We start from the raw sequence: 19,784 nt of genomic DNA, 5'->3' as shown, positions 1-19,784 counted from the left end.
GGGGATTAGATGATGGGAGATAATAAAATTATTAATGATTTCAATTTGGATAAACACATTGAAAGGTATGAAAGAAGAATTGTGGACAGCGCCAATATCAAAGGGGAAATGGACTATTGGTGAGATTGTATCTCATATTATGAATTTGGATGACTATCTTTTACGTGAGACATTATCATCAGTGAGAGATGGACAGGGAATGGAGTTCCCTGACTTTGATACATATAATAAATTAGCCTCTAATTATGCAAAATCAGGTATATCTAAGATAAAACTTCTTGAAGAAGCACAAGCTAAAAGAGATTTACTTGTTCAAGAGCTTAACCGACTGTCTATTGAAAAGCTAAAGGAACATTTAACTGCCAATGGAGTATCATATTGTCCTCATACTGGAATGCCGTACTCTCTAATATATATTATTAAAGAATTCGTAGATCACGATAACCATCACAAAAGGCAGATTATTAATTTTTTAAATGAAAATCATATAAAAAAATCAACTTGTTAACTGATTAAGAAAGATCCCACGAATGATAATTGTGGGATCTTTCTTAAATTAATTATAATTTAACATTCATTTGTTTCAATAATCCCTTCGGATCACCTTTTACATAATAAAAATGAGGATTATTCTCATCATCGTAAAGCATAATGTAAGGTTTTTCATTAAGTGGGAGAAGGATGAGTACTTCATCGATTGTTGTATGTAACCATTGATTTGTAATAGGAACGGGTTTCGATAAAGGGATTTTTATCATATGACCATCTTTCGGAACGACATTTAAGTTTTTAAATGGGCCAGTAATTGATTTTGCATATTGAACTGCTTCTTTTTGAATAGCCACATCTAAAGATTGCTTTTGGACTACCATTTCTTTTTTGCAATCAAATACTTCAATTTGTTTATTTGTATTTGCGAACGCATTTGTTGATAATAAAAAGAAGAGAAGAGTAATGACTCCTATTTTTTTGAACATGAAACAACACCTCACACTTACTATACCCTCAAACATTGTAAATATTTTTATGTCACATTGATGTAACAAAGAAGTTGTATGATAAAATTGATATTTGTTTATAGGTAATGGAGGAAATGTAATGAAAGTATTAATCGCAGATGATGAACAAGATATGTTGAAAATTTTAAAAGCTTATTTTGAAAAAGAAGGCTTCGAAGTTTTATTAGCAAAAGATGGAGAGGAAGCACTTCAAATATTTTATGATGAGAAAATTGACTTAGCTATTTTAGACTGGATGATGCCGAAAAGTAGTGGTATTACCGTCTGTCAGGAAATAAAAAAGAATTCGAGCGTGAAAGTATTAATGCTTACTGCGAAAAGTGAAAGTGAAGATGAATTAGCGGCTCTTCAAAGCGGGGCAGATGAGTACGTAAAAAAACCATTTCATCCAGGCGTGCTAATTACGCGAGCGAAAAAGCTTGTACAACATGATGATGTGATTCAAGTTCAAGATTTGAAAATAGATTTTACCAAAAATAAAGTATATAAAAATGAAAAAGAATTAGACATTACAAAGACGGAATTACAATTAATAAAATGCTTTTTAAATCATAAAGGTACGATTTTAACGAGGAAAAAGTTGTTAGATATCGTCTGGGGATTTGATTATTTTGGAGATGAGCGAACGGTTGATACACATGTAAGAAGATTACGTAAAAAAATAGGAGAAAATATTATAAAGACACATCGTGGTTTAGGGTATAGTTTGGAGGAAGAGTGTGAATAAGCTTGGTAAGAAGTTATTTTTCAGCATTTCCTTAACGGTCATTCTTATTTTTACGATTTCTTTATTATTGATTAACTATTTTTTACCAAAATATAATGTTCACAAAACACGTGAAAGTTTAGATGGGATTACAGCACAGATACAGTCAATACCGCGTAAAGAACTGGATGATGCTATAAATCGTATTGAAAATGAAGGTAATGTTACGATTGCTTATACATCAATAAATAGTTCAGAAGATGCAATTAATGAAGATTTACGCATGCAACTTACAAAAAAGAGAGTTGCACTTAATAAACTTTGGATTACAAAAGAAGAAATTACGAAAGTGAAGAACCTCGGACAATCGAATAAAATATATGATCAAGAAAAGATAAAATCTAGTTTTTTTGCGAAATACATTGCGAAAGATGATATGTTGATTTTAGTAGGAGTTTCTATCGCACATTCTAATGAAGTGATTAAAACGCTTAACACACTTTACTTATACATTTTAGGATTCTCAATAGTTCTTATTATTGTTCTTGTTTGGATTCTTTCAAAAACAATTACTACTCCGCTGAAAGAATTGAGTGATGTCGCAGAAGATATTTCACGTCTGAGATTTAAACGGACGAAAGTTAAAACGAATGATGAAATAGGTGATTTAGCAAATAGTATAAACATTATGAGTGATAAATTACATGAAGCACATCAAGATTTAACAGATCGAAATGACCACTTAAAACGATTTATGGGTGATGTAACTCATGAATTAAAAACACCAATTGCATTAGTAAAAGCATATTCTATGGGAATTAAAGATGGTTTAGATGATGGTACATATTTGGATACAATCATTAAACAAACAGATCAAATTTCAAATTTAATTGAAGAGTTATTGCGATTTTCTAAACTAGAAAGAGATATTTTACAGAAAGAAGAATTCCCTATTGAACCATTAGTTCAAAGTATTATAGATAAGCATAAAATCGAATTGGAATCGAAAGAAATCGATTTGCAGATAGATTATAGTGTTGGCGATGCGATTGTTTATGCTGATTTAAATAAAATGAGAATGGTCTTTCAAAATTTAATTTCTAATGCGATAAAATATACAACGAATCGAAATATAAAAATCGTATTAGAAGAGAAAAAGGATCTTCTATATTTTCAAATTAAAAATGGTATTGCTGCTGAGGGAATTAAAGAGATAGATAAAATTTGGGAGCCTTTTTACGTATTGGAGTCTTCACGTAGTAAAGAAAAATCAGGTACTGGATTAGGGTTAGCGATTGTAAAAAGTATATTAGAAAGACATGGTTTTGAATACGGAGTTTGGGTAGAAGATGGAGAAATACAATTTTATATGTATATAGAAAGGAACTAATTGTTATTAGTTCCTTTCTATTATCTTGAAAGATTCTAATGTTTTACAAAATTCTCAACTTTCTATAAAATATAAACTGAATTTTCTGTATTTTTGTTGTATAGTAAGAGAAGGAATATATGGGGAGGGAAGGGCATGAGGAAAAAGAAATTAGCAATAACACTTTCAGCTATATTATCTTTAACAATTACTTCAGGAGTTTCTAGTATGACTGCACATGCAGAAAATAAGGAAGGAAGCTCTGTAAAAAGGAGTGATGTTAAGTTAAATGGTCAAGTTTCAGAAGCTTTAACTCCAAACACAAAAATTCAATTGGAAAATGGGATGACGAAACCAATCTATTCTCTTGATGAGGCAATTATTGAAAATTTATTTGTAGAGACAGAAGTCGATAGTGATAGAGATGGTAAGAAAGATCGAGTATCAATTAAGGTTATGCGTCCAAAGACAGAATCAAATGTAAAAGTTCCTGTTATATATGAAATGAGTCCATATCGATCTGGATTAAAAGACGTTCCTGTTTATAATGTTGATGAAGAATTGTATGCGTATGAAGGAAAACCGTATGCAGCGGTTAATCTTGGTTCATACGGCAATTATTATGTTCCAAGAGGATATGCAGTTATTTTAGGTGAAAGTATCGGAACTGGAAAATCAGATGGATGCCCAACAACCGGAGATGAACAAGAAATACTAGGGACTAAGTCTGTTATTGATTGGGTGAATGGTCGTGCAAAAGCATATACAGAGGATGGCAAGGAAGTAAATGCAAATTGGTCTACAGGAAATGTAGGAATGACAGGAGCTTCTTATAATGGGACATTGCCAAATGCTGTCGCAACGACTGGAGTGGAAGGGTTAAAAACAATTATACCAATTGCAGCAATTAGTAGTTGGTACGATTATTATCGTGCAAATGGAGCAGTTATTGCGCCAGGAGGTTATCAAGGAGAAGATACAGATAATATGGCTGAAGCAGTACTGACAAGAAAGAACCCTGAAGTTTGTGGTCCGATTATTAAAGAACTTACTGCTGGACAAGATCGTAAAACAGGCGATTATAACGACTTTTGGGATAAGCGTAACTATGTAAAAGATGCTAAAAATGTGAAGGCTAGTGTGTTTGTTGTTCACGGGCTAAATGATTGGAATGTAAAAACGAAGCAGTTTGCACAGTGGTGGGAAGCTCTTGGTGAAAATAATGTTCCTCGTAAAATGTGGTTACACCAAGGGGGACATGGCGGGACAACAAGTAATAACTGGCAGCAAACGCAAAATAAATGGTTCGATTATTGGTTATATGGAATTGAAAATGGAATTATGGATGAACCGATGGTTGATGTGCAACGTGAAAATAAAACGTGGCAAAAAATAAAAAATTGGCCAGATCCAGCGGCTGTACCATCAAAAATTCGTATGTATTTAAGTAATAAAGCAGTCAATCTACCATTAAGTATGGGGTCAGTAAACAATGTTTTCTCATTTGTAGATGATGCAAAAATAAAATCGAATCAATTAGTAGAAAACCCAGAGCTAGAAGTAGCAAATCGATTAGTATATACAATGCCTGTACTGCAAAATGATATGCGAATAAGCGGTACGCCGAAGATTTCATTTAAAGGGAATATTGATCGGTCTGTATCAAATTTAACAGCATTACTCGTTGATTACGGTGGAGCAAAGCCTGAAATCGTAACGAGAGGTTGGATGGATCCACAAAACTTGAATAGTATAAATGATTCAACGGCGATTCAACCTGGTAAAGATTACACATTCACATGGGACATGCAGCCGGATGATTACGTATTTAAAGCAGGACATCAAATAGGAGTCGTTTTAATTGCAAGTGACTACGATTATACAATTAGACCGAAAGCAGGAACAAAGCTAACTGTGAAATTGAGTGAAGTGACATTGCCGATTGTAAAGTAAAGGTTTATTAATGAGATGGAAGAGCTTACTACTGTAAGCTCTTTTATATTTAGTGGATCTGTTTACTAATATTTCATAAATAAATGTTTCAGTTATTTTGCATTGTTTTTAGAGGGGAATTTGAATACTAAAGAAGTATCCGTAATGATTAAAGGGAAGTTTCGTAAAATACTTAAATATTGTTACACTTTCATTGTCCAAGCACTCTCCTAATAATCACATATACTATTTATATTAAAGACAGTCACTATTATAAAGAGGACTGTTATTTTAATATAAATGACACTTTAGGGAAGTGGGGGAATAAATTTGGAAAACGAAGAACAAGGAAGAATTGAAAATCAAGTGTATTCTAATCGGGTTGTAAGATCAGAATTTGATAAGCATTGGGAAACTTGTATTTCCAAAAGTGGTTATGTAATCTATGTAGCGACAAGTGACCATGCTGAAGTAATAGTACTACTTTCAGATGGTTCAAGTAAATTGTTAATCTTCGAAAAAGGCGGTAAAGTAGTAGTAGGTGGCGGTGGAACGAGTCATTACAGCAAACCACATATTGCAAGAAACATCTAGTGTAATAAATGTTAATCGAAAAGATGCTGGTAGCCTTATAACTTTTAATGTATATATGGAAATGAACATCCTAAAGTAAGTTTTTGTTTTAGATTCTGGCGTTTTTGTAACAAAAATAAGATGAAGAAGACCTTTAACGTATAAAGGTCTTTTTTGTTTTATTCACAAATAAAATTAATGGAGGTGAGCTAATAATGAAAAATATTGGAGCAACCTATGTTCTTTCGGGAGTTCTCCTATTCGGCCTTACATATATAACTTCCGCAATTTTCGCGGGTTCATTAGAAATTTGGGATAGAGCAAGCGGAAAATTTTTTACTGCATTTTATGAAATTCATGGCACAACTTTATCGATAATTTCAATTTGTTTTATAATAGTGGGGATATACTGTATACATAAAAAAGTGTAGTGAAAAACAGTCAGCCTTTCATGTACTATACATGAAAGGCTGACTGTTTTTATGTATTGAAGGAGTCTTTTTAGAAGAATTGCAGTTTTCCGATGGATAGTTAAAAATGTAACTACTTATGTATAATTAAAATCATTTCGTCAAATGAATGTCACATAAAAGTTTTATAGTAGATGTAGAAAGTGACACATACACAAAGCAGGGGATGGAATGATGAGAAAAGCGCTACAATATATATTCATATTACTTACGTTAGTTACTTTAAGTTATGTAATTTATACCAACTATGAAAAGCAGAAAGAAATTAAAAATAATAAACAAGTAATTAGTGAAGTTGCAAAGAGGTATGGTATTCCAGATTGGATACCATTATCTATTGCTGATCATGAAACGAAGTTTAATCGAAAAGCAATAGGGGATAACGGAACATCTTTCGGTTTATTCCAATTACATCGTGGTGGTTTAGCACCAGCGCAATTATCGGAAGAGAGCTTAATGGAATCACAAATAAATGCAACAATAGCGATTTCTAATATGGTTAAATCGTATGAACGCGGTGTGAGAAAAGGATTGGTTGATTGGGATTTACTTAAATACGTTGCCAATACATCAGGATGGCCAGGAAACTTAGGGGGAGAATGGACGGATAATAATACAAAATATAATAAAGGGCTAGAACAATCATATCAATTATATAAATAAGAGAGATACATATAAAAGGCATTTCCAATTTGGGGAAATGTCTTTTATATGTTATAGTATAATAGTGTTTAAAAGGTATTCTATATCGATATATCTTTAATTTTGTTATGTAGTATTTTTATATTAAATAATCGCTAAAATCATTTTTTTATATAAGGAGTAATAATTAGGAACATGAAAAATATAGATTTTATACTAGAAAGCGACGAAACATTAAAACCGTCAGAACGATTAGTACTATTATTATTAGAGAAGCATAGAATGTTATACACGAATGATCTATTAGCTCTTTCAAATTTATCATATAAAACATTAACGGATTCACTAACAGCACTCGTTTTAAAGTCTTATGTACTGAAAGATACAGGTAAGGGAAGAAGACAGAATTGTTATAGATTAGTATGATAAGAGTACTGTTTTGAGTCTTGCTACACACTTTTTTTGCAAACGTAAGGCGTAATTTTATTTTTGTTTTCAAATGATAAAAAGACTGCTATGTAAGTAAATAGTGGCTTTCGATATGTAAAGAATTCCTGATTGCTGAATTCATATTTTTCATTCATTTTTATTAATCTTAATTAATTTTAATAAAAATGAATGAAAAATCAAAGGAATTATAAAAATGAAATTTAAAAACAATCCATTCGTTAGAGGGATTGTTTTTTTATTGGTATAATAAAAAATGAAATAATATTGTTATGTAAACTGTTTGTTAGTAAAGGAATAGGCCATCATTAATAGAATTTATAAAGGGAGAAATACAAAACATCTTTATAAATGGAGGTTCACTATGGAACAAATCATATCAGTAACACAAGCGGTTATAAGCGGAGAAAAAGAAAAAATAGTAGAGATAATAAACGAGGATCGAAGTATTGTAAATTCATATAGCGAAGATGGATGGACACCGCTTCATTTAGCAGCTTATTTTGGGCAGAAAGAAATAGCAAGTTTCCTTTTAGAACATGGAGCAAATATACATATTAGAGCGAAAAACGAAAATGAAAATACACCACTTCAAGCGGCAATTGCGAACAAACAAAGCGAGCTTGTAGCATTCTTAATTGAAAAGGGATCAGATGTGAATGCAGTTCAAAGTGGTGGTTGGACAGGACTTCATGAAGCTGCTTTATTAGGAAATGAAGAAATAATTATATTATTACTTGAAAACCGGGCTAATAAAACGATTAAGAAAAATGATGGGAAAACAGCGTACGATATTGCATTAGAGAAAGGGCATGAGCACCTTTTACATCATTTACAGGGGGAAGTAAGTTTATGATTAATCGCTGGAATGTAGGGATTTTTCTATTTAATGAAGTGGAAGTGTTAGATTTCGCGGGCCCATTTGAAGTTTTTTCCGTTACTACAACGAATGGTGAACAACCATTTATTGTACATACCGTTAGCCAAGACGGGGAAATGATTATAGCGCGGAACGGATTAAAGGTACAACCGGATTATAGCATTGAAAACTTACCTCCAGTTGATATTTTAATTATTCCTGGTGGATTAGGTGTTAGAGAAAACGAAGTGGAAAATGAAATTATAATAAATTGGATTCGTCAGCAAATGAAAGAAGTGAAGTTAATGGCTTCTGTTTGTACTGGAGCGCTTTTGTTAGCGAAAGCAGGTTTACTTGAGGAAAAACAAGCGACAACACATTGGGCTAGTATTGAAAACTTTAGAAATGTTTTTCCGAATATTGAAGTATTAGAAAATATAAAGTTTGTAGATGAGGGGCATATTATTACGTCTGGTGGAATTTCAGCCGGAATTAACATGTCATTTCATATTGTGAAAAACTTGTTAGGTGCTCGGGTTGCTGAAGAAACAGCGAAGAGAATGGAATATGATATTGATTTAAAATATTGAAAGTAAAACAAGACCAGCAGTTGAAATATCCAACTGCTGGTCTTGTTTTATATTGACTGAATATAAGCTAATTCCTCATCCGTAAGTATCGGACGGGTAGTTGCATCTGCATTTTCTTTCGCTTGTTTTTCTGTTTTTGCGCCAGGAATTGCGACCGATACTGCTGGATGAGAGAGGACGTAGCGAAGTGCAAGTTGTCCTAATGTCTGATTTTCATTTGAGAGTAACCTTAATTTTTCTACTTTTTGTAAATCTTCTTGAAACCACTTTTCTTTTGGCCATTCTTTGCGTAAATCTCCGTCAGGAAAAGTTGTTTTATTTGTAAATTTTCCGGTTAATATCCCCATTTTTAAAGGGCCGCGTATAACAGCTCCTAAATTGTTCTCTTGTAGGTAGGGCAGTATGTCGTTTTCTGGTTTTCGGTTTAATATGTTGTAATCAAGTTGCACAACATCAATTTCAGCGTTTTTATTGAAGTGTTTTATATATTGTATGTCGTGAGTTGAAACTCCAACAGCTCTTACTTTTCCTTCCCGTTTTAATATTTCAAATGCACGTAAAAATGCTTCTGTTTCTTCTTGTTTATCCCACCAAATGTGACAGAAATAAACATCAATATAATCTGTTTCTAGGCGCAGTAAGCTAGTTTCAAATACTGCGATCACTTTTTCGGCAGTATTATAAACAGGCTCTCCACTTGGATCATAGTGATGCCCAATTAAACCGCCTTTCGTTGATAAAATGATATTATTACGGTGCTCTCTTATCGCTTGAGTTACTAACCTTTCACTATGTCCTAATCCGTATACATCAGCAGTATCAATAAAGTTTACGCCGTATTCAATAGCTTTCTGCATAGCGGTTATAGATTGTTTGTCGTTAACAGGACCCCATTCATCGCCGCCAATCGCCCACGCTCCAAAGCCAATTTCAGAAACAGTAATGCCAGTGTTACCTAATGTACGGTAGTGCATCGTTTTTCCTCCTTGTATGCATGTTATAACATCGGTATGCAAAACTGGAATTTATGTGTGTAAAAATGTTTTCTACAATTGGGGAAAAAGAATAACATAAACTACTATTTTATAGCAGCATAAATAAAAATTCTCATTTTAAATACAGAGATGTCGTCGAACGCTATCTCTAATTGGTTAATTTGTGAGATTTTTTTGTGAAGGAGCTTATTTTATAAGAATAGAATTTAAGTTAATAAGAGATCGTGCCTATGGTAGTGAAAAAATATGGGTTAGGGGGATTTGAAAATGAGGAAACTCAAAAGAGTAAATGTTCCTAATATACCAGAGCAACTATCACAGCCTAACGACAATCGAACTATAAATAAGAAGAAGTTAAGGCGTTTTATTTTCATGTTCATTTTTATTGCTGCGACTACTTTGTACGTTCAATATATTTTGACGAAACAACAAGAAGTAATTAATGGCAAAAAAAATACAATAACGAACCAAACGAAACAATTAGTTTCTTTAAAGAAAGATCAAGGTTCTTTAAAGACTAACATCGAGAATTTAACGGATAATGAAGAAGAAATTTTAAAGTTTGCGAGAAAAGAGTATCAATTTTCTAAGTCAAACGAAACAATATTCGTATTGCCAAAGTGAAGTGGTGGAACAGTTAGCAATAGCTAACTGTTTTTTGATGTATGAGTGAAAAGGTGTTTGTAGTGTGAATGTCATGGTACAAGGAGCAATGACATATTGTAAAAATGAGAAGTTTGAGCCATTTTTAATTGTTTTAAGAGACTTTCATAATTATGGAATATATGTCAAAATAAATATTGTTAAAATTCTGTCAATTGTTTATAATACAAGGTAAGCGGATACATTTCTTAATCAACGCTGAGTTAACAGCTCATACGTCTATTAAGAAAACCGTTATCCTCGTATAAGAAAGGAAGATAGCTGTGTACGCTTCAAATACAATTTACATCGTAGGAGATGCGAAAGCACCTCAAAATAATCCCATTACCGAAAAGTTTAAAAGCTATTTTGTAGCATTTGTACTTGAGAAGGATACAGGGGAAATTGTAGATGCAGATTGCTCAGCGACAATTGCATTAACATCTCAATTTGTTAAATATTTGTTTCTACATAAAAATATTAATGATCCAGCATTAGTAACAGAAATAAAAAATCGATATTTCGGTTCGTCTCAAAAGGCGCTACTTGTAGCGCTAAAGGATGCACAGAAAAAATATAATCAGATTGCTGCTTTGTCTACCCATTCATAGACAAAATCCAGCCGTAAGAATCTTCTTATGGCTGGATTTTTTTGTTTCGCATTAACGGACAGAATAAAACCTCCCGTGGATTAAAGTATCGCTCTATAAACAACGAAAGGATGAACAAAATGAAAATTACCGATGTGAAGGTAAACCGCCGACATGTAAAGCTTCATACACCGTTTAAAACAGCACTTCGTACTGTAACAGAAATCGAAAGTATAGATGTGTTTATTCATACAGATGAAGGAATTGTTGGAAAAGGAGCTGCTGCAGCAACGCCGGTTATTACAGGTGATTTTGCCAACGGGATGGAGGAAGCAATATTAGGACCAATTCGTTCTGTATTAGTTGAAAAAGATGTACTGCAATTTCAAACGTTATTGTTACACATTCAAATGAGTTGCATAGGAAATACAAGTGCGAAAGCGGCGGTAGATATGGCTTTATACGATGTATATTGTCAATTTCACAACATACCGTTATACGCATTACTAGGTGGAAAGAAAGAGATTTATACTGATATTACAGTAAGTGTGGATGAACCTTTATTAATGGCAAAAGAAGCGAAAAAGCATATTGAAAAAGGATTTCAAACATTAAAAATTAAGGTGGGTAAAGAGGCGCATTTAGATTTGGAACGCATAGAGGCAATTCGAAATGTGGTTCCAAAGAATACGACGTTACGTTTAGATGCAAATCAAGGATGGAAACCAAAAGAAGCGGTTTCTATTATTAGAGAAATGGAGAATAGAAATTTAAATATAGAATTTGTAGAACAACCAGTTCATGCGAAAGATTGGGATGGATTAAAATACGTGAAAGACAATGTACAAACGCCTATTATGGCAGATGAAAGTATGTTTTCGGCAAGCGACGCATTAAAGATTGTCCAAGGAGGATATGCAGACCTACTTAATATTAAATTAATGAAATGCGGTGGTATTCGAGAAGCCTGGAAAATTGCAGATATTGCGGAAGCAGCAGGTGTGAAATGTATGGTTGGAAGTATGATGGAATCTTCACTTTCAGTTAGCGCTGTTGCACATTTAGCTGCGGCTCATCCGAACATTCACTACTTTGATCTTGATGCACCGTTATGGTTAGTAGAAGAGCCAGAAGGAATGACTTACACGGGTCCGAAGGTAAACCTGCATTCTGTAGTGAATATAAAAACTTAGAAGTAGTACCTAGTAAACTATCTTTCAAGGGGGATATATATGAAAAAAGTAGGAACTGCATTTTTAACAACTTTATTTATATTTTCATCATTTACATCGGCAAATGCAGAAGAGAAGAAAGATAGCAAAGCATTTATAGATGTATCTGCCGCAACGTTATGGACTGCACCTGATTCATTACGGCCAATTGATGCACCGAGTGCAACAAATCCAGTTGATTTATGGAAATGGACGAAATCAATGACGCTCGATGAAAAACTATGGTTAACAAATGCAAATAAATTAGAAACGCAAGCACTACTTGGTCAAGAAGTAACGGTTGTTGATAAGAAAGGTGACTGGGTAAAAGTGTTAGTACACGGACAACCGACACCACGAAATGAAGAAGGTTACCCGGGATGGATGCCGGAAAAACAATTAACGTATAATCAGGAGTTTGCAGATAAAATAAACGAACCGTTCGTATTAGTAACGAAACCGACAGCAATTTTATATATAAATCCTTCTGAAAAACAAAAAGCACTTGAAATTAGCTATAATACGCGATTGCCGCTACTAAGTGAGGATACAATTTCATACCGCGTATTGTTGCCAAATGGACAGAAAGCATGGCTACGAAAAAATGATGGAACGGTTTACCGTTCTCAAAATGATATTCCAACACCGACAGCTGATGATTTAATCAACACAGGGAAAATGTTTTTAGGTTTACCATATATATGGGCTGGTACAAGTGGTTTTGGATTTGATTGCTCTGGATTCACACATACAATTTATAAATCGCACGGTATTACAATACCGCGAGATTCTGGACCGCAATCAAGAGCGGGGGTTGCTGTTGATAAAGAAAACTTACAAAAAGGAGACTTAATCTTCTTTGCACATGATCAAGGGAAAGGTAGTGTCCATCACGTTGCAATGTATATTGGTGATGGTAATATGATTCACTCACCAAGAGCTGAAAGATCAGTTGAAATAATCCCGTTAAATACACCAGGATATATAGAAGAATACGCTGGTGCTCGTCGTTACTTACCGTAAAAAATAGAGGGGGTTTGGAAATGAAAAAGGTAGTTCGCTATTCATTAGTTAGTACTCTATTAGTTTCTTCATTTTTAGTTGGATGTGCAAAAGAAAAAACAACTACAAAGCCGAAAGATGAGAAGAAAGTATTGCAGCTACTAGAAACGGGTGAAATTCCATCATTAAATTCAGGGAAAGTAACAGATGCGGTATCGTTTAACGTTTTGAATAACGTAATGGAAGGGCTATTCCGATTATCGAAAAATGATGAAGTAATTGAAGCCGGAGCGCAAAAATATGAGGTTAGTAAGGATGGAAAGACTTATACATTCCATTTACGTGATGCGAAATGGTCTAACGGAGATCCAGTAACGGCTCACGATTACGTATTTGCTTGGAAGCAGCTTATTAATCCAGATACAGCTTCTCAATATGCATACATTGCGTATGATGTGAAAAATGCGGAGAAAATAAATAAGAAACAATTAGGACTAGATGAATTAGGAGTAAAAGCAAAGGATGATAAAACATTTGTCGTAGAGCTAGAACATCCTGTACCTTACTTTACGAAACTATTAATATTGCCATCCTTCTATCCAATTAATGAAAAATATGCGAAGGAGCAAGGTGATAAATACGGATTAGAAGCAAATAAAGCGGTATATAATGGACCGTTTACATTATCAGAATGGAAACATGAAGCTAGCTTTACAATGAAGAAAAATGATAAGTATTGGGATAAAAAAGAAGTGAAATTAGATGAAGTAAACTATCAAATTGTTAAAGAAATTTCAACTGCGGTAAATTTATATGAAACAGATAAAGTTGATAGAGCGGTCATTTCTACAGAATTCGTAGATAAATATAAAACGAATAAGGAACTGAAACAATATACAGATCCAGTCATGTATTTCTTCCGTTTCAATGAAAATGTACCGATTCTTAAAAATAAAAATGCGCGTCTGGCGTTAAGTACAGTGTTTGATAAGAAGGGTCTTGCGACTTCATTTTTAAATGATGGTTCTGTTGCTGCGAACTACTATGTACCAAAAGGGTTTTTAAAAGGTCCAGATAAGAAAGACTTTAGAAGTACAGCGGGCGAGTTTAATAAGACAGACGTAAAGCTGGCGAAGGAATATTGGGAAAAGGCAAAGCAAGAGACGGGTACGAACGAAGTAACGCTTGAGTTATTAAATTATGACTTAGAAAACTTTAAAAAGGTAGGCGAATATATTAAAGAACAGCTTGAGAAAAACTTACCTGGATTAAAGGTAAATGTGAAATTACAACCACATACGCAAAAACTAGCGTTAGAGAAGAAAAAAGAATATGAAATGTCGTTATCACGCTGGTTACCCGATTATCCAGATCCGATGACTTATTTAGAAGTATTCCTTTCGGGAAGTACCGTAAATAATACAGGATATGCAAATCCAGAATATGATGCGTTAATTAAGAAAATTAAAACTGAATTAGGTAATGATGAAAAAGCCCGTTGGAAGGCATTGCAAGATGCGGAAAAAATGCTCCTTGATGACGCAGTAATCGCACCAGTATTCCAGCGCGGATTATCTTATTTACAAAAACCATACGTAAAAGATTTATATGTACATCAATTTGGCCCAGCAACAAGCTTGAAATGGTCGGACGTACAAAAGTAAAGAAAGAGAAAAAACAGACTTCACGTATGTGATAGTCTGTTTTTTCTTAGTTAAAGCCGATGATAGTTCATGGTATAATTTACTAGTCTATAAACAGTATTAGGAGGGGCACTATGTCTGTATTTGTAAAGGGGAAAGTAATACATACGAAAAGATTGGTGATGAGAAAACCGAATATAGAAGATGTTGATCAATTGTATAACATATTGAAAAAAGAAGCGGTTGGCCAATGGCTTGCTAAATCAAGAGGTATGTCAATAGATGAAACTAAAGATTATATGAGTCAACTTATATTGCATTGGGAACAGTATGATTTTGGTGTATGGCTGTTATTCAAAAATGAAACAGGCCAGTTATTAGGACATTGTGGTTTAAGAAAGGTAAATGAAACAGGGGAAACAGAAATTATGTATCTCCTTGATCCAGAGTATTGGAGGAATGGATATGCGTCAGAAGCAGCAGAGGCTTCCATTCAATATGCAACAGAGACGATGAATTTAAAAAGAATAATTGCTAGGGTTAAAGTAGCTAATGAGAATTCGAAAAAACTTTTACGAAAGCTAGGCTTTACATATACTCAAGATGTTGATCATAGTGGGCGTTTATTATCATATTTTGAACTCAATACATCATCTGATGAATTATAGACATTTTATGTGTTTTTTCACTGCTTAAAAATAAAATTATTACTAAAATTCCAGTGTGAAATTTATGTGGAATCTTGTATAATTAACATGTTTCTTTGGAAACACTTTCTTGCTCTATAAGTATTTAACTTAATAGTGCAAAGAAAGGGAATACATACATGTAAATAATAGATAAATAGAATAGAACATGTATAGAGAAAAAGGAGAGAAAAGATGACGTGTCAAAAACAAGGGTTACAATTTAATAGTAATGGAAAGAGGAATATTTGATGAAGATGAAGCATGCTTTCGGACCAATTATTTTAGCCTGTATACTTTTTTTCATTGTATTGCTCATTCCATCTAAAAGTTTAGTATCACTAATTAGTGATAAAAAGATAGAAGATGCGGCAGCATCCTTACAAAAAGAAAAACTACAAAGTGTTTTCTTACAGCAGAAAATGTTAGAGAATTCGCAGTATTTGCCGATGTACGGTTCATCTGAATTTTTACGAATGGATGCATACCATCCATCTAACTATTTCAAAGTAAATCCAGCAGGTTTTACACCATTTTTAATTGGAACTGGCGGTACGCAAAGTTTAGCTCATATTTTAAATATGACCTCAACAATGGATGAATTAGAAGGTAAAAAAGTAGTGTTTGTTCTTTCGCCACAATGGTTTACAAAAACGGGTGTATCACAAGGGGATTTTACTAATAATTTCTCCAAACAACAAGCATATCATTTTATTTTTAATGATGAAATTAAACCTGAAATGAAGAAGCAGATCGCGAAACGACTATTAGATTATGAAGTTGTTCAAAAAGATGATATATTAAAAAATTCATTAGAAGGTATTGTTTATAATGATACGAAACATAACATAAAAGCAGGTCTAGTCAAACCACTTGCTTATATGCATCGAAACATTTTAGATCATAGAGATTTATTTAACTCGCTATTTAAAATCGAACCGATGAAAGAGAAAACAAATATGGGATTACGTTCACTTTCTTGGGAAGATGCACGTAAACATGCGGAACAAGAAGGTAAAGTAGGATCCACAACAAATACATTCGGAATTGAAAATCCATATTACTATAAACATAATTTAAAGAAAAAATTAAAAGGTTTAAAAAACTTTAGAGCAAATGAATCATATGATGATTCACCAGAATATGATGACTTACAAATTGTTTTAGATCTTTTCAAAGAAAAAAATGTAAAACCACTCTTTATTTCTGTGCCTGTAAACGGACCGTGGTATGATTACGCTGGTTTCCCAAAAGAACGCCGTGATGTGTATTATAATAAGGTTCGCGATCAAGTCGAAAAAGCAGGATACCCAGTAGTCGATTTTTCTAGCCATGAATATGATAAATATTTCTTAAAAGATACAATTCATTTAGGCTGGAAAGGCTGGATCTATTTTGATGAAGCAGTGCAAAAGTTTTACTCTGAAAAATAATGTATAAACAATGGAAATAGGAATGGCGATAAAGCCGTTCCTATTTTTTAATATATAGGATTTTGGCGCGGGCAATTAGGAAAGGCATGTATATCTTGAATTTGTCTAAAGTTATAATGTTTCATTGCGAACTGAGCTTGGTAGAGATATTCATAAACAAATAATTGATTATTTTGTACGCCGCATAAAACGCCGGATGTCCCTTGCCCATTAATGAGAGAAACACCAACAGGGCGTCCAATTAAGTAGGGGACTTTTTGCTGCCAGTGCATAGGGGAATCACGCCTTTTGAGTTACTATACGAATTATATGACTGAATTGTTGCTTATCCACGTAAAACTTAAACTGGAGGGGTTTTTATGTAATGTCTAGAAGTTATATATGAATCAATTATTAGTGTGAAAGAGGAAGGAATGAATTATGGAGAAAGAAAGTATTCTAGAAGAAAAGTTAAGACTAATAGAATGGTGCCAAACATTGAATTGTGTAACTAATGATGTATGGTTTGAACCTTTTAGAAAAGGTTCATGGGGAATTGCGGATGTGATTTCACATTTAATCGTTTGGGATGAGTTTTTAATGAAGTATAGAATTCCATACTTTATAAGTGGACAATCTGTACCCAATGTTCCAACAAGTGTTGAGGAAATGAATGAGGGTGCAATAAAATATGCGAGATCCGGTATTTCAAAAGAAGAACTATTAGATCAATTCAGCTTTACTCGTAAACAGTTAGTTGATCAAATCAATCAAATTTTTGCCCGGAATTTTAAAGATGATTACCAAGTCGGCACAAAAAGAGTGAGATTAAACGATTATTTTTCATCACTCATTCAACATGATTTAAAACATAAAGAAGAAATTATACAATTTATAAAAGATAATCAAGTTAATAATAAAAACCGCTATAATTTCGATTGAATTAATAGCGGCTTTTATTTAGAAATTTAAGCGAGTTTTTTACGTTTTTTTGACCATTTTTTTATCATGAAATATAAAATAATAAGAACAACTCCGCCAATAGCGAAAGATTTCACATACGGTCCAGCAATTTCATTAATATTCTCCCAGTTTTCACCTAGTTTTTCACCTAGATAAATGAAAATGATAGACCAAGGGATTATCGCAAGTGCTGTTAATGTAGTGAAACGTGAAATTGGCATTTTAGTAATCCCAGCTGGAATTGAAATTGCATGACGAACGACAGGGATAAAACGTGCAGTGAAAATTACGCCAGTTCCGTATCGATTAAACCAATCTTCAGCAGCATCCATTTGTTTTTTATGTATGAAAATATACTTACCGTAACGTTCTAATACAGGGCGACCACCATATCGACCAATCCAGTAAACAAAGATTTGGGCAATAACGCCGCCAATGGTACCAAATACAACTGCACCAATAAATGAGATACTACCATTGAATACTAAGAATCCTGCATAAGCAAGGACAATTTCACTTGGAATAATCTCGATCATTAGTCCAAGCATAATGCCCCAATAACCTAATCCTTCAAAAAACGTTAAAACCGAGTGAATAAAACTACTTAACATTGTTGCACCTTCTAATTTATGAATTTTGAATATAAGCCCCTTTATTTAACAACATAAAAGGTTCACTATATGTAGATTATACCTTATTTACATAGGGGATTGCTATTTCAATTCTTTTATGTCTCGTATAAGTATTATAGTAAAGGATATAAGCCCAGTTTTCATGAAGAGATAATGAAAAGATCATTAAAAATTTCTCATATATTAATGAAAATAGACTGAAAATTTAGTATAATATTATAGGTTTTAATTTACAAAAATAGGAGGAGAATGTATGCGTGTTACAGATTCAATTTATGGCCCAATCTCTATTCATGATAGAGATATCCTTCAATTGATAGATACAAAAGCATTTCAAAGGTTGGCCTATATTAAACAACAAGGACATACATATTTTTTACATGAGAACGCAATACATACGAGGGAAGAACATTCGATAGGTGTATATGTACTAGTAAATAAAGTGATAGAACATCTTACTGAGATTGGTGATATACATTTATCGAAATATGAACGAAAGCTAGTATCTACTGTAGCTCTTCTACACGATGCTGGACATGGTCCGTATTCACATTGTTTTCAGAAAATATCAGGTGAAAATCATGGTGAGTGGACGGTACGAATCATTCAAGAGGATGAAGAAATACGCACGATTTTAAATCAGACTCCTGGATTATTATATGATGTAACGAAAGCTTTAACAGAAGAGGGTGCTTTTCCAATTATAGATGAGTTATTATTTCATTCGTTAGGAATGGATCAATTAGATTTTTGGAATAGAGATTTATATTATTCCTCGCTTGAATTCGAGGGCCTACGGATAGAAGAATTGATTGCTAATATGCGTTTTATTAACGGTAAACTTGTTATCGCAGAACAAGGAATCCCTTACATCGAACAACTAATGAAAATGAAAGAAGAGCTTTACAATAATGGCTTTGGCCATCCGTTTGTAATAGGGAAAGACTTATTATTGCAATCCATTTTTCAAAAGATAAAGGAAAAAAATCTTTCGTTCTATACTCCTGAGCTACACAATTTCTTTCATAAAAGAGAGAAGATAGAAATAGAGGACTTTCTTCCGTTACAAGATGAAATGATTTTAAATGAAATAAAGTGCTTTGCAAAATCAGATGACGTAGAAATAGCAGCATTAATCCATCTTTATTTCTCAGCAACTAAAAGTTTGTCATTTGAAAAAGGAATAGAGGGTGATTATAAAAAGGAAAATAGCACCGCAGTGGTAATAACTGAGAAAAAGGCTTACAGTTCATACGTAGGTGGTATTTATGTTTATAGTGAGGGGAAGCTAGAGAACATTTTAGAAAAATCAAATTTTATTCAAGAGATAGTAAAATTGCCTAAAAAAGAATACGCGTATTTTTTTTAATTAGGTGTAGTAATTTGAAATGTAGATGAGGT

General features: G+C 33.2%; 22 protein-coding genes and 1 pseudogene. 19 read left to right on the top strand and 4 right to left on the bottom strand.

Features of this window, described 5'->3' with window-relative positions; translation table 11 throughout:
* Nucleotides 1-12: 12 nt before the first annotated feature.
* Nucleotides 13-508, top strand: a pseudogene (locus KPL75_RS00850) (DinB family protein).
* A 52-nt stretch (nucleotides 509-560) separates the two neighbouring features.
* On the opposite strand, the gene KPL75_RS00845 reads toward KPL75_RS00850, so the two are convergent.
* Nucleotides 561-977, bottom strand: a complete 417-nt coding sequence (locus KPL75_RS00845) for a hypothetical protein (protein WP_219919019.1) — start codon at nucleotides 975-977, stop codon at nucleotides 561-563.
* A gap of 121 nt (nucleotides 978-1,098) precedes the next feature.
* Here KPL75_RS00845 and KPL75_RS00840 point away from each other — a divergent pair, with 121 nt between their 5' ends.
* From KPL75_RS00840 to KPL75_RS00805, 9 genes are all read left to right on the top strand, one after another.
* Entirely contained in the window at nucleotides 1,099-1,746 is a 648-nt protein-coding gene (locus KPL75_RS00840; RefSeq protein WP_219919018.1) for a response regulator transcription factor, read from the top strand.
* A complete protein-coding gene (locus tag KPL75_RS00835) occupies nucleotides 1,739-3,115 on the top strand; it encodes a sensor histidine kinase (RefSeq protein WP_219919017.1) in 1,377 nt (458 codons plus the stop codon). Before KPL75_RS00840 ends, KPL75_RS00835 begins: the two co-directional genes overlap by 8 nt.
* A 135-nt stretch (nucleotides 3,116-3,250) precedes the next feature.
* Nucleotides 3,251-5,047 (top strand): Xaa-Pro dipeptidyl-peptidase, encoded by a 1,797-nt coding sequence (locus KPL75_RS00830; RefSeq protein WP_219919015.1) that lies wholly within the window; start codon nucleotides 3,251-3,253, stop codon nucleotides 5,045-5,047.
* Between the two features lie 309 nt (nucleotides 5,048-5,356).
* On the top strand, nucleotides 5,357-5,620 hold the full coding sequence (locus tag KPL75_RS00825) for a hypothetical protein (RefSeq protein ID WP_002147285.1): 264 nt from the start codon (nucleotides 5,357-5,359) through the stop codon (nucleotides 5,618-5,620).
* A 194-nt stretch (nucleotides 5,621-5,814) separates the two neighbouring features.
* Entirely contained in the window at nucleotides 5,815-6,030 is a 216-nt protein-coding gene (locus KPL75_RS27635; protein ID WP_309137443.1) for a hypothetical protein, read from the top strand.
* Nucleotides 6,031-6,240: 210 nt separating this feature from the next.
* Nucleotides 6,241-6,732 (top strand): invasion protein, encoded by a 492-nt coding sequence (locus KPL75_RS00820; protein ID WP_219919014.1) that lies wholly within the window; start codon nucleotides 6,241-6,243, stop codon nucleotides 6,730-6,732.
* 174 nt (nucleotides 6,733-6,906) lie between these two features.
* Complete coding sequence (locus KPL75_RS00815) at nucleotides 6,907-7,137, top strand: hypothetical protein (RefSeq protein WP_000789035.1); 231 nt, start codon at nucleotides 6,907-6,909, stop codon at nucleotides 7,135-7,137.
* Between the two features lie 385 nt (nucleotides 7,138-7,522).
* Nucleotides 7,523-8,014: an ankyrin repeat domain-containing protein gene (locus KPL75_RS00810; protein WP_219919012.1), complete on the top strand. Its 492-nt coding sequence runs from the start codon at nucleotides 7,523-7,525 to the stop codon at nucleotides 8,012-8,014.
* On the top strand, nucleotides 8,011-8,607 hold the full coding sequence (locus KPL75_RS00805) for a DJ-1/PfpI family protein (RefSeq protein ID WP_219919011.1): 597 nt from the start codon (nucleotides 8,011-8,013) through the stop codon (nucleotides 8,605-8,607). The genes KPL75_RS00810 and KPL75_RS00805 overlap by 4 nt, the downstream gene beginning before the upstream one ends.
* A gap of 47 nt (nucleotides 8,608-8,654) precedes the next feature.
* On the opposite strand, the gene KPL75_RS00800 is transcribed toward KPL75_RS00805, so the two are convergent.
* Nucleotides 8,655-9,581 (bottom strand): aldo/keto reductase, encoded by a 927-nt coding sequence (locus KPL75_RS00800; protein WP_219919009.1) that lies wholly within the window; start codon nucleotides 9,579-9,581, stop codon nucleotides 8,655-8,657.
* Between the two features lie 288 nt (nucleotides 9,582-9,869).
* On the opposite strand from KPL75_RS00800, the gene KPL75_RS00795 reads away from it, so the two are divergent.
* The 7 genes from KPL75_RS00795 to dltD all read left to right on the top strand — a co-directional run bounded on the left by KPL75_RS00795 (nucleotide 9,870) and on the right by dltD (nucleotide 16,809).
* Nucleotides 9,870-10,226, top strand: a complete 357-nt coding sequence (locus tag KPL75_RS00795) for an FtsB family cell division protein (protein ID WP_219919007.1) — start codon at nucleotides 9,870-9,872, stop codon at nucleotides 10,224-10,226.
* Nucleotides 10,227-10,528: 302 nt separating this feature from the next.
* Nucleotides 10,529-10,855 (top strand): DUF3870 domain-containing protein, encoded by a 327-nt coding sequence (locus KPL75_RS00790; RefSeq protein ID WP_219919005.1) that lies wholly within the window; start codon nucleotides 10,529-10,531, stop codon nucleotides 10,853-10,855.
* 110 nt (nucleotides 10,856-10,965) lie between these two features.
* Entirely contained in the window at nucleotides 10,966-12,027 is a 1,062-nt protein-coding gene (locus tag KPL75_RS00785; protein WP_219919004.1) for a dipeptide epimerase, read from the top strand.
* Nucleotides 12,028-12,066: 39 nt separating this feature from the next.
* A complete protein-coding gene (locus KPL75_RS00780; RefSeq protein WP_219919003.1) occupies nucleotides 12,067-13,068 on the top strand; it encodes a C40 family peptidase in 1,002 nt (333 codons plus the stop codon).
* Between the two features lie 20 nt (nucleotides 13,069-13,088).
* On the top strand, nucleotides 13,089-14,711 hold the full coding sequence (locus KPL75_RS00775; RefSeq protein WP_219919002.1) for a peptide ABC transporter substrate-binding protein: 1,623 nt from the start codon (nucleotides 13,089-13,091) through the stop codon (nucleotides 14,709-14,711).
* Between the two features lie 113 nt (nucleotides 14,712-14,824).
* The gene (locus tag KPL75_RS00770) at nucleotides 14,825-15,358 is read left to right on the top strand and encodes a GNAT family N-acetyltransferase (RefSeq protein WP_219919001.1); all 534 of its coding nucleotides are present in this window, start codon (nucleotides 14,825-14,827) and stop codon (nucleotides 15,356-15,358) included.
* Between the two features lie 269 nt (nucleotides 15,359-15,627).
* Nucleotides 15,628-16,809, top strand: coding sequence for a D-alanyl-lipoteichoic acid biosynthesis protein DltD (gene dltD / locus KPL75_RS00765; RefSeq protein WP_219919000.1), 1,182 nt, complete (start codon nucleotides 15,628-15,630; stop codon nucleotides 16,807-16,809).
* A 47-nt stretch (nucleotides 16,810-16,856) separates the two neighbouring features.
* Here the strand turns inward: dltD and KPL75_RS00760 are convergent, their stop codons facing one another.
* The gene (locus KPL75_RS00760) at nucleotides 16,857-17,081 is read right to left on the bottom strand and encodes a hypothetical protein (protein WP_219918999.1); all 225 of its coding nucleotides are present in this window, start codon (nucleotides 17,079-17,081) and stop codon (nucleotides 16,857-16,859) included.
* A 148-nt stretch (nucleotides 17,082-17,229) separates the two neighbouring features.
* On the opposite strand from KPL75_RS00760, the gene KPL75_RS00755 reads away from it, so the two are divergent.
* Nucleotides 17,230-17,730, top strand: a complete 501-nt coding sequence (locus KPL75_RS00755) for a DinB family protein (RefSeq protein ID WP_219918998.1) — start codon at nucleotides 17,230-17,232, stop codon at nucleotides 17,728-17,730.
* 26 nt (nucleotides 17,731-17,756) lie between these two features.
* Here KPL75_RS00755 and KPL75_RS00750 read toward each other — a convergent pair whose 3' ends face one another.
* A complete protein-coding gene (locus KPL75_RS00750; RefSeq protein ID WP_219918997.1) occupies nucleotides 17,757-18,362 on the bottom strand; it encodes an undecaprenyl phosphate transporter UptA in 606 nt (201 codons plus the stop codon).
* Nucleotides 18,363-18,636: 274 nt separating this feature from the next.
* Here KPL75_RS00750 and KPL75_RS00745 point away from each other — a divergent pair, with 274 nt between their 5' ends.
* A complete protein-coding gene (locus KPL75_RS00745) occupies nucleotides 18,637-19,752 on the top strand; it encodes an HD domain-containing protein (RefSeq protein WP_219918996.1) in 1,116 nt (371 codons plus the stop codon).
* Nucleotides 19,753-19,784: the final 32 nt, after the last annotated feature.

Source organism: Bacillus sp. NP247, from assembly GCF_018966865.1.
Classification (GTDB): Bacteria; Bacillota; Bacilli; order Bacillales; family Bacillaceae_G; genus Bacillus_A.
Note: the sequence above shows the minus strand (reverse complement) of the source record. Positions and strands in the feature narration are given on the sequence as shown.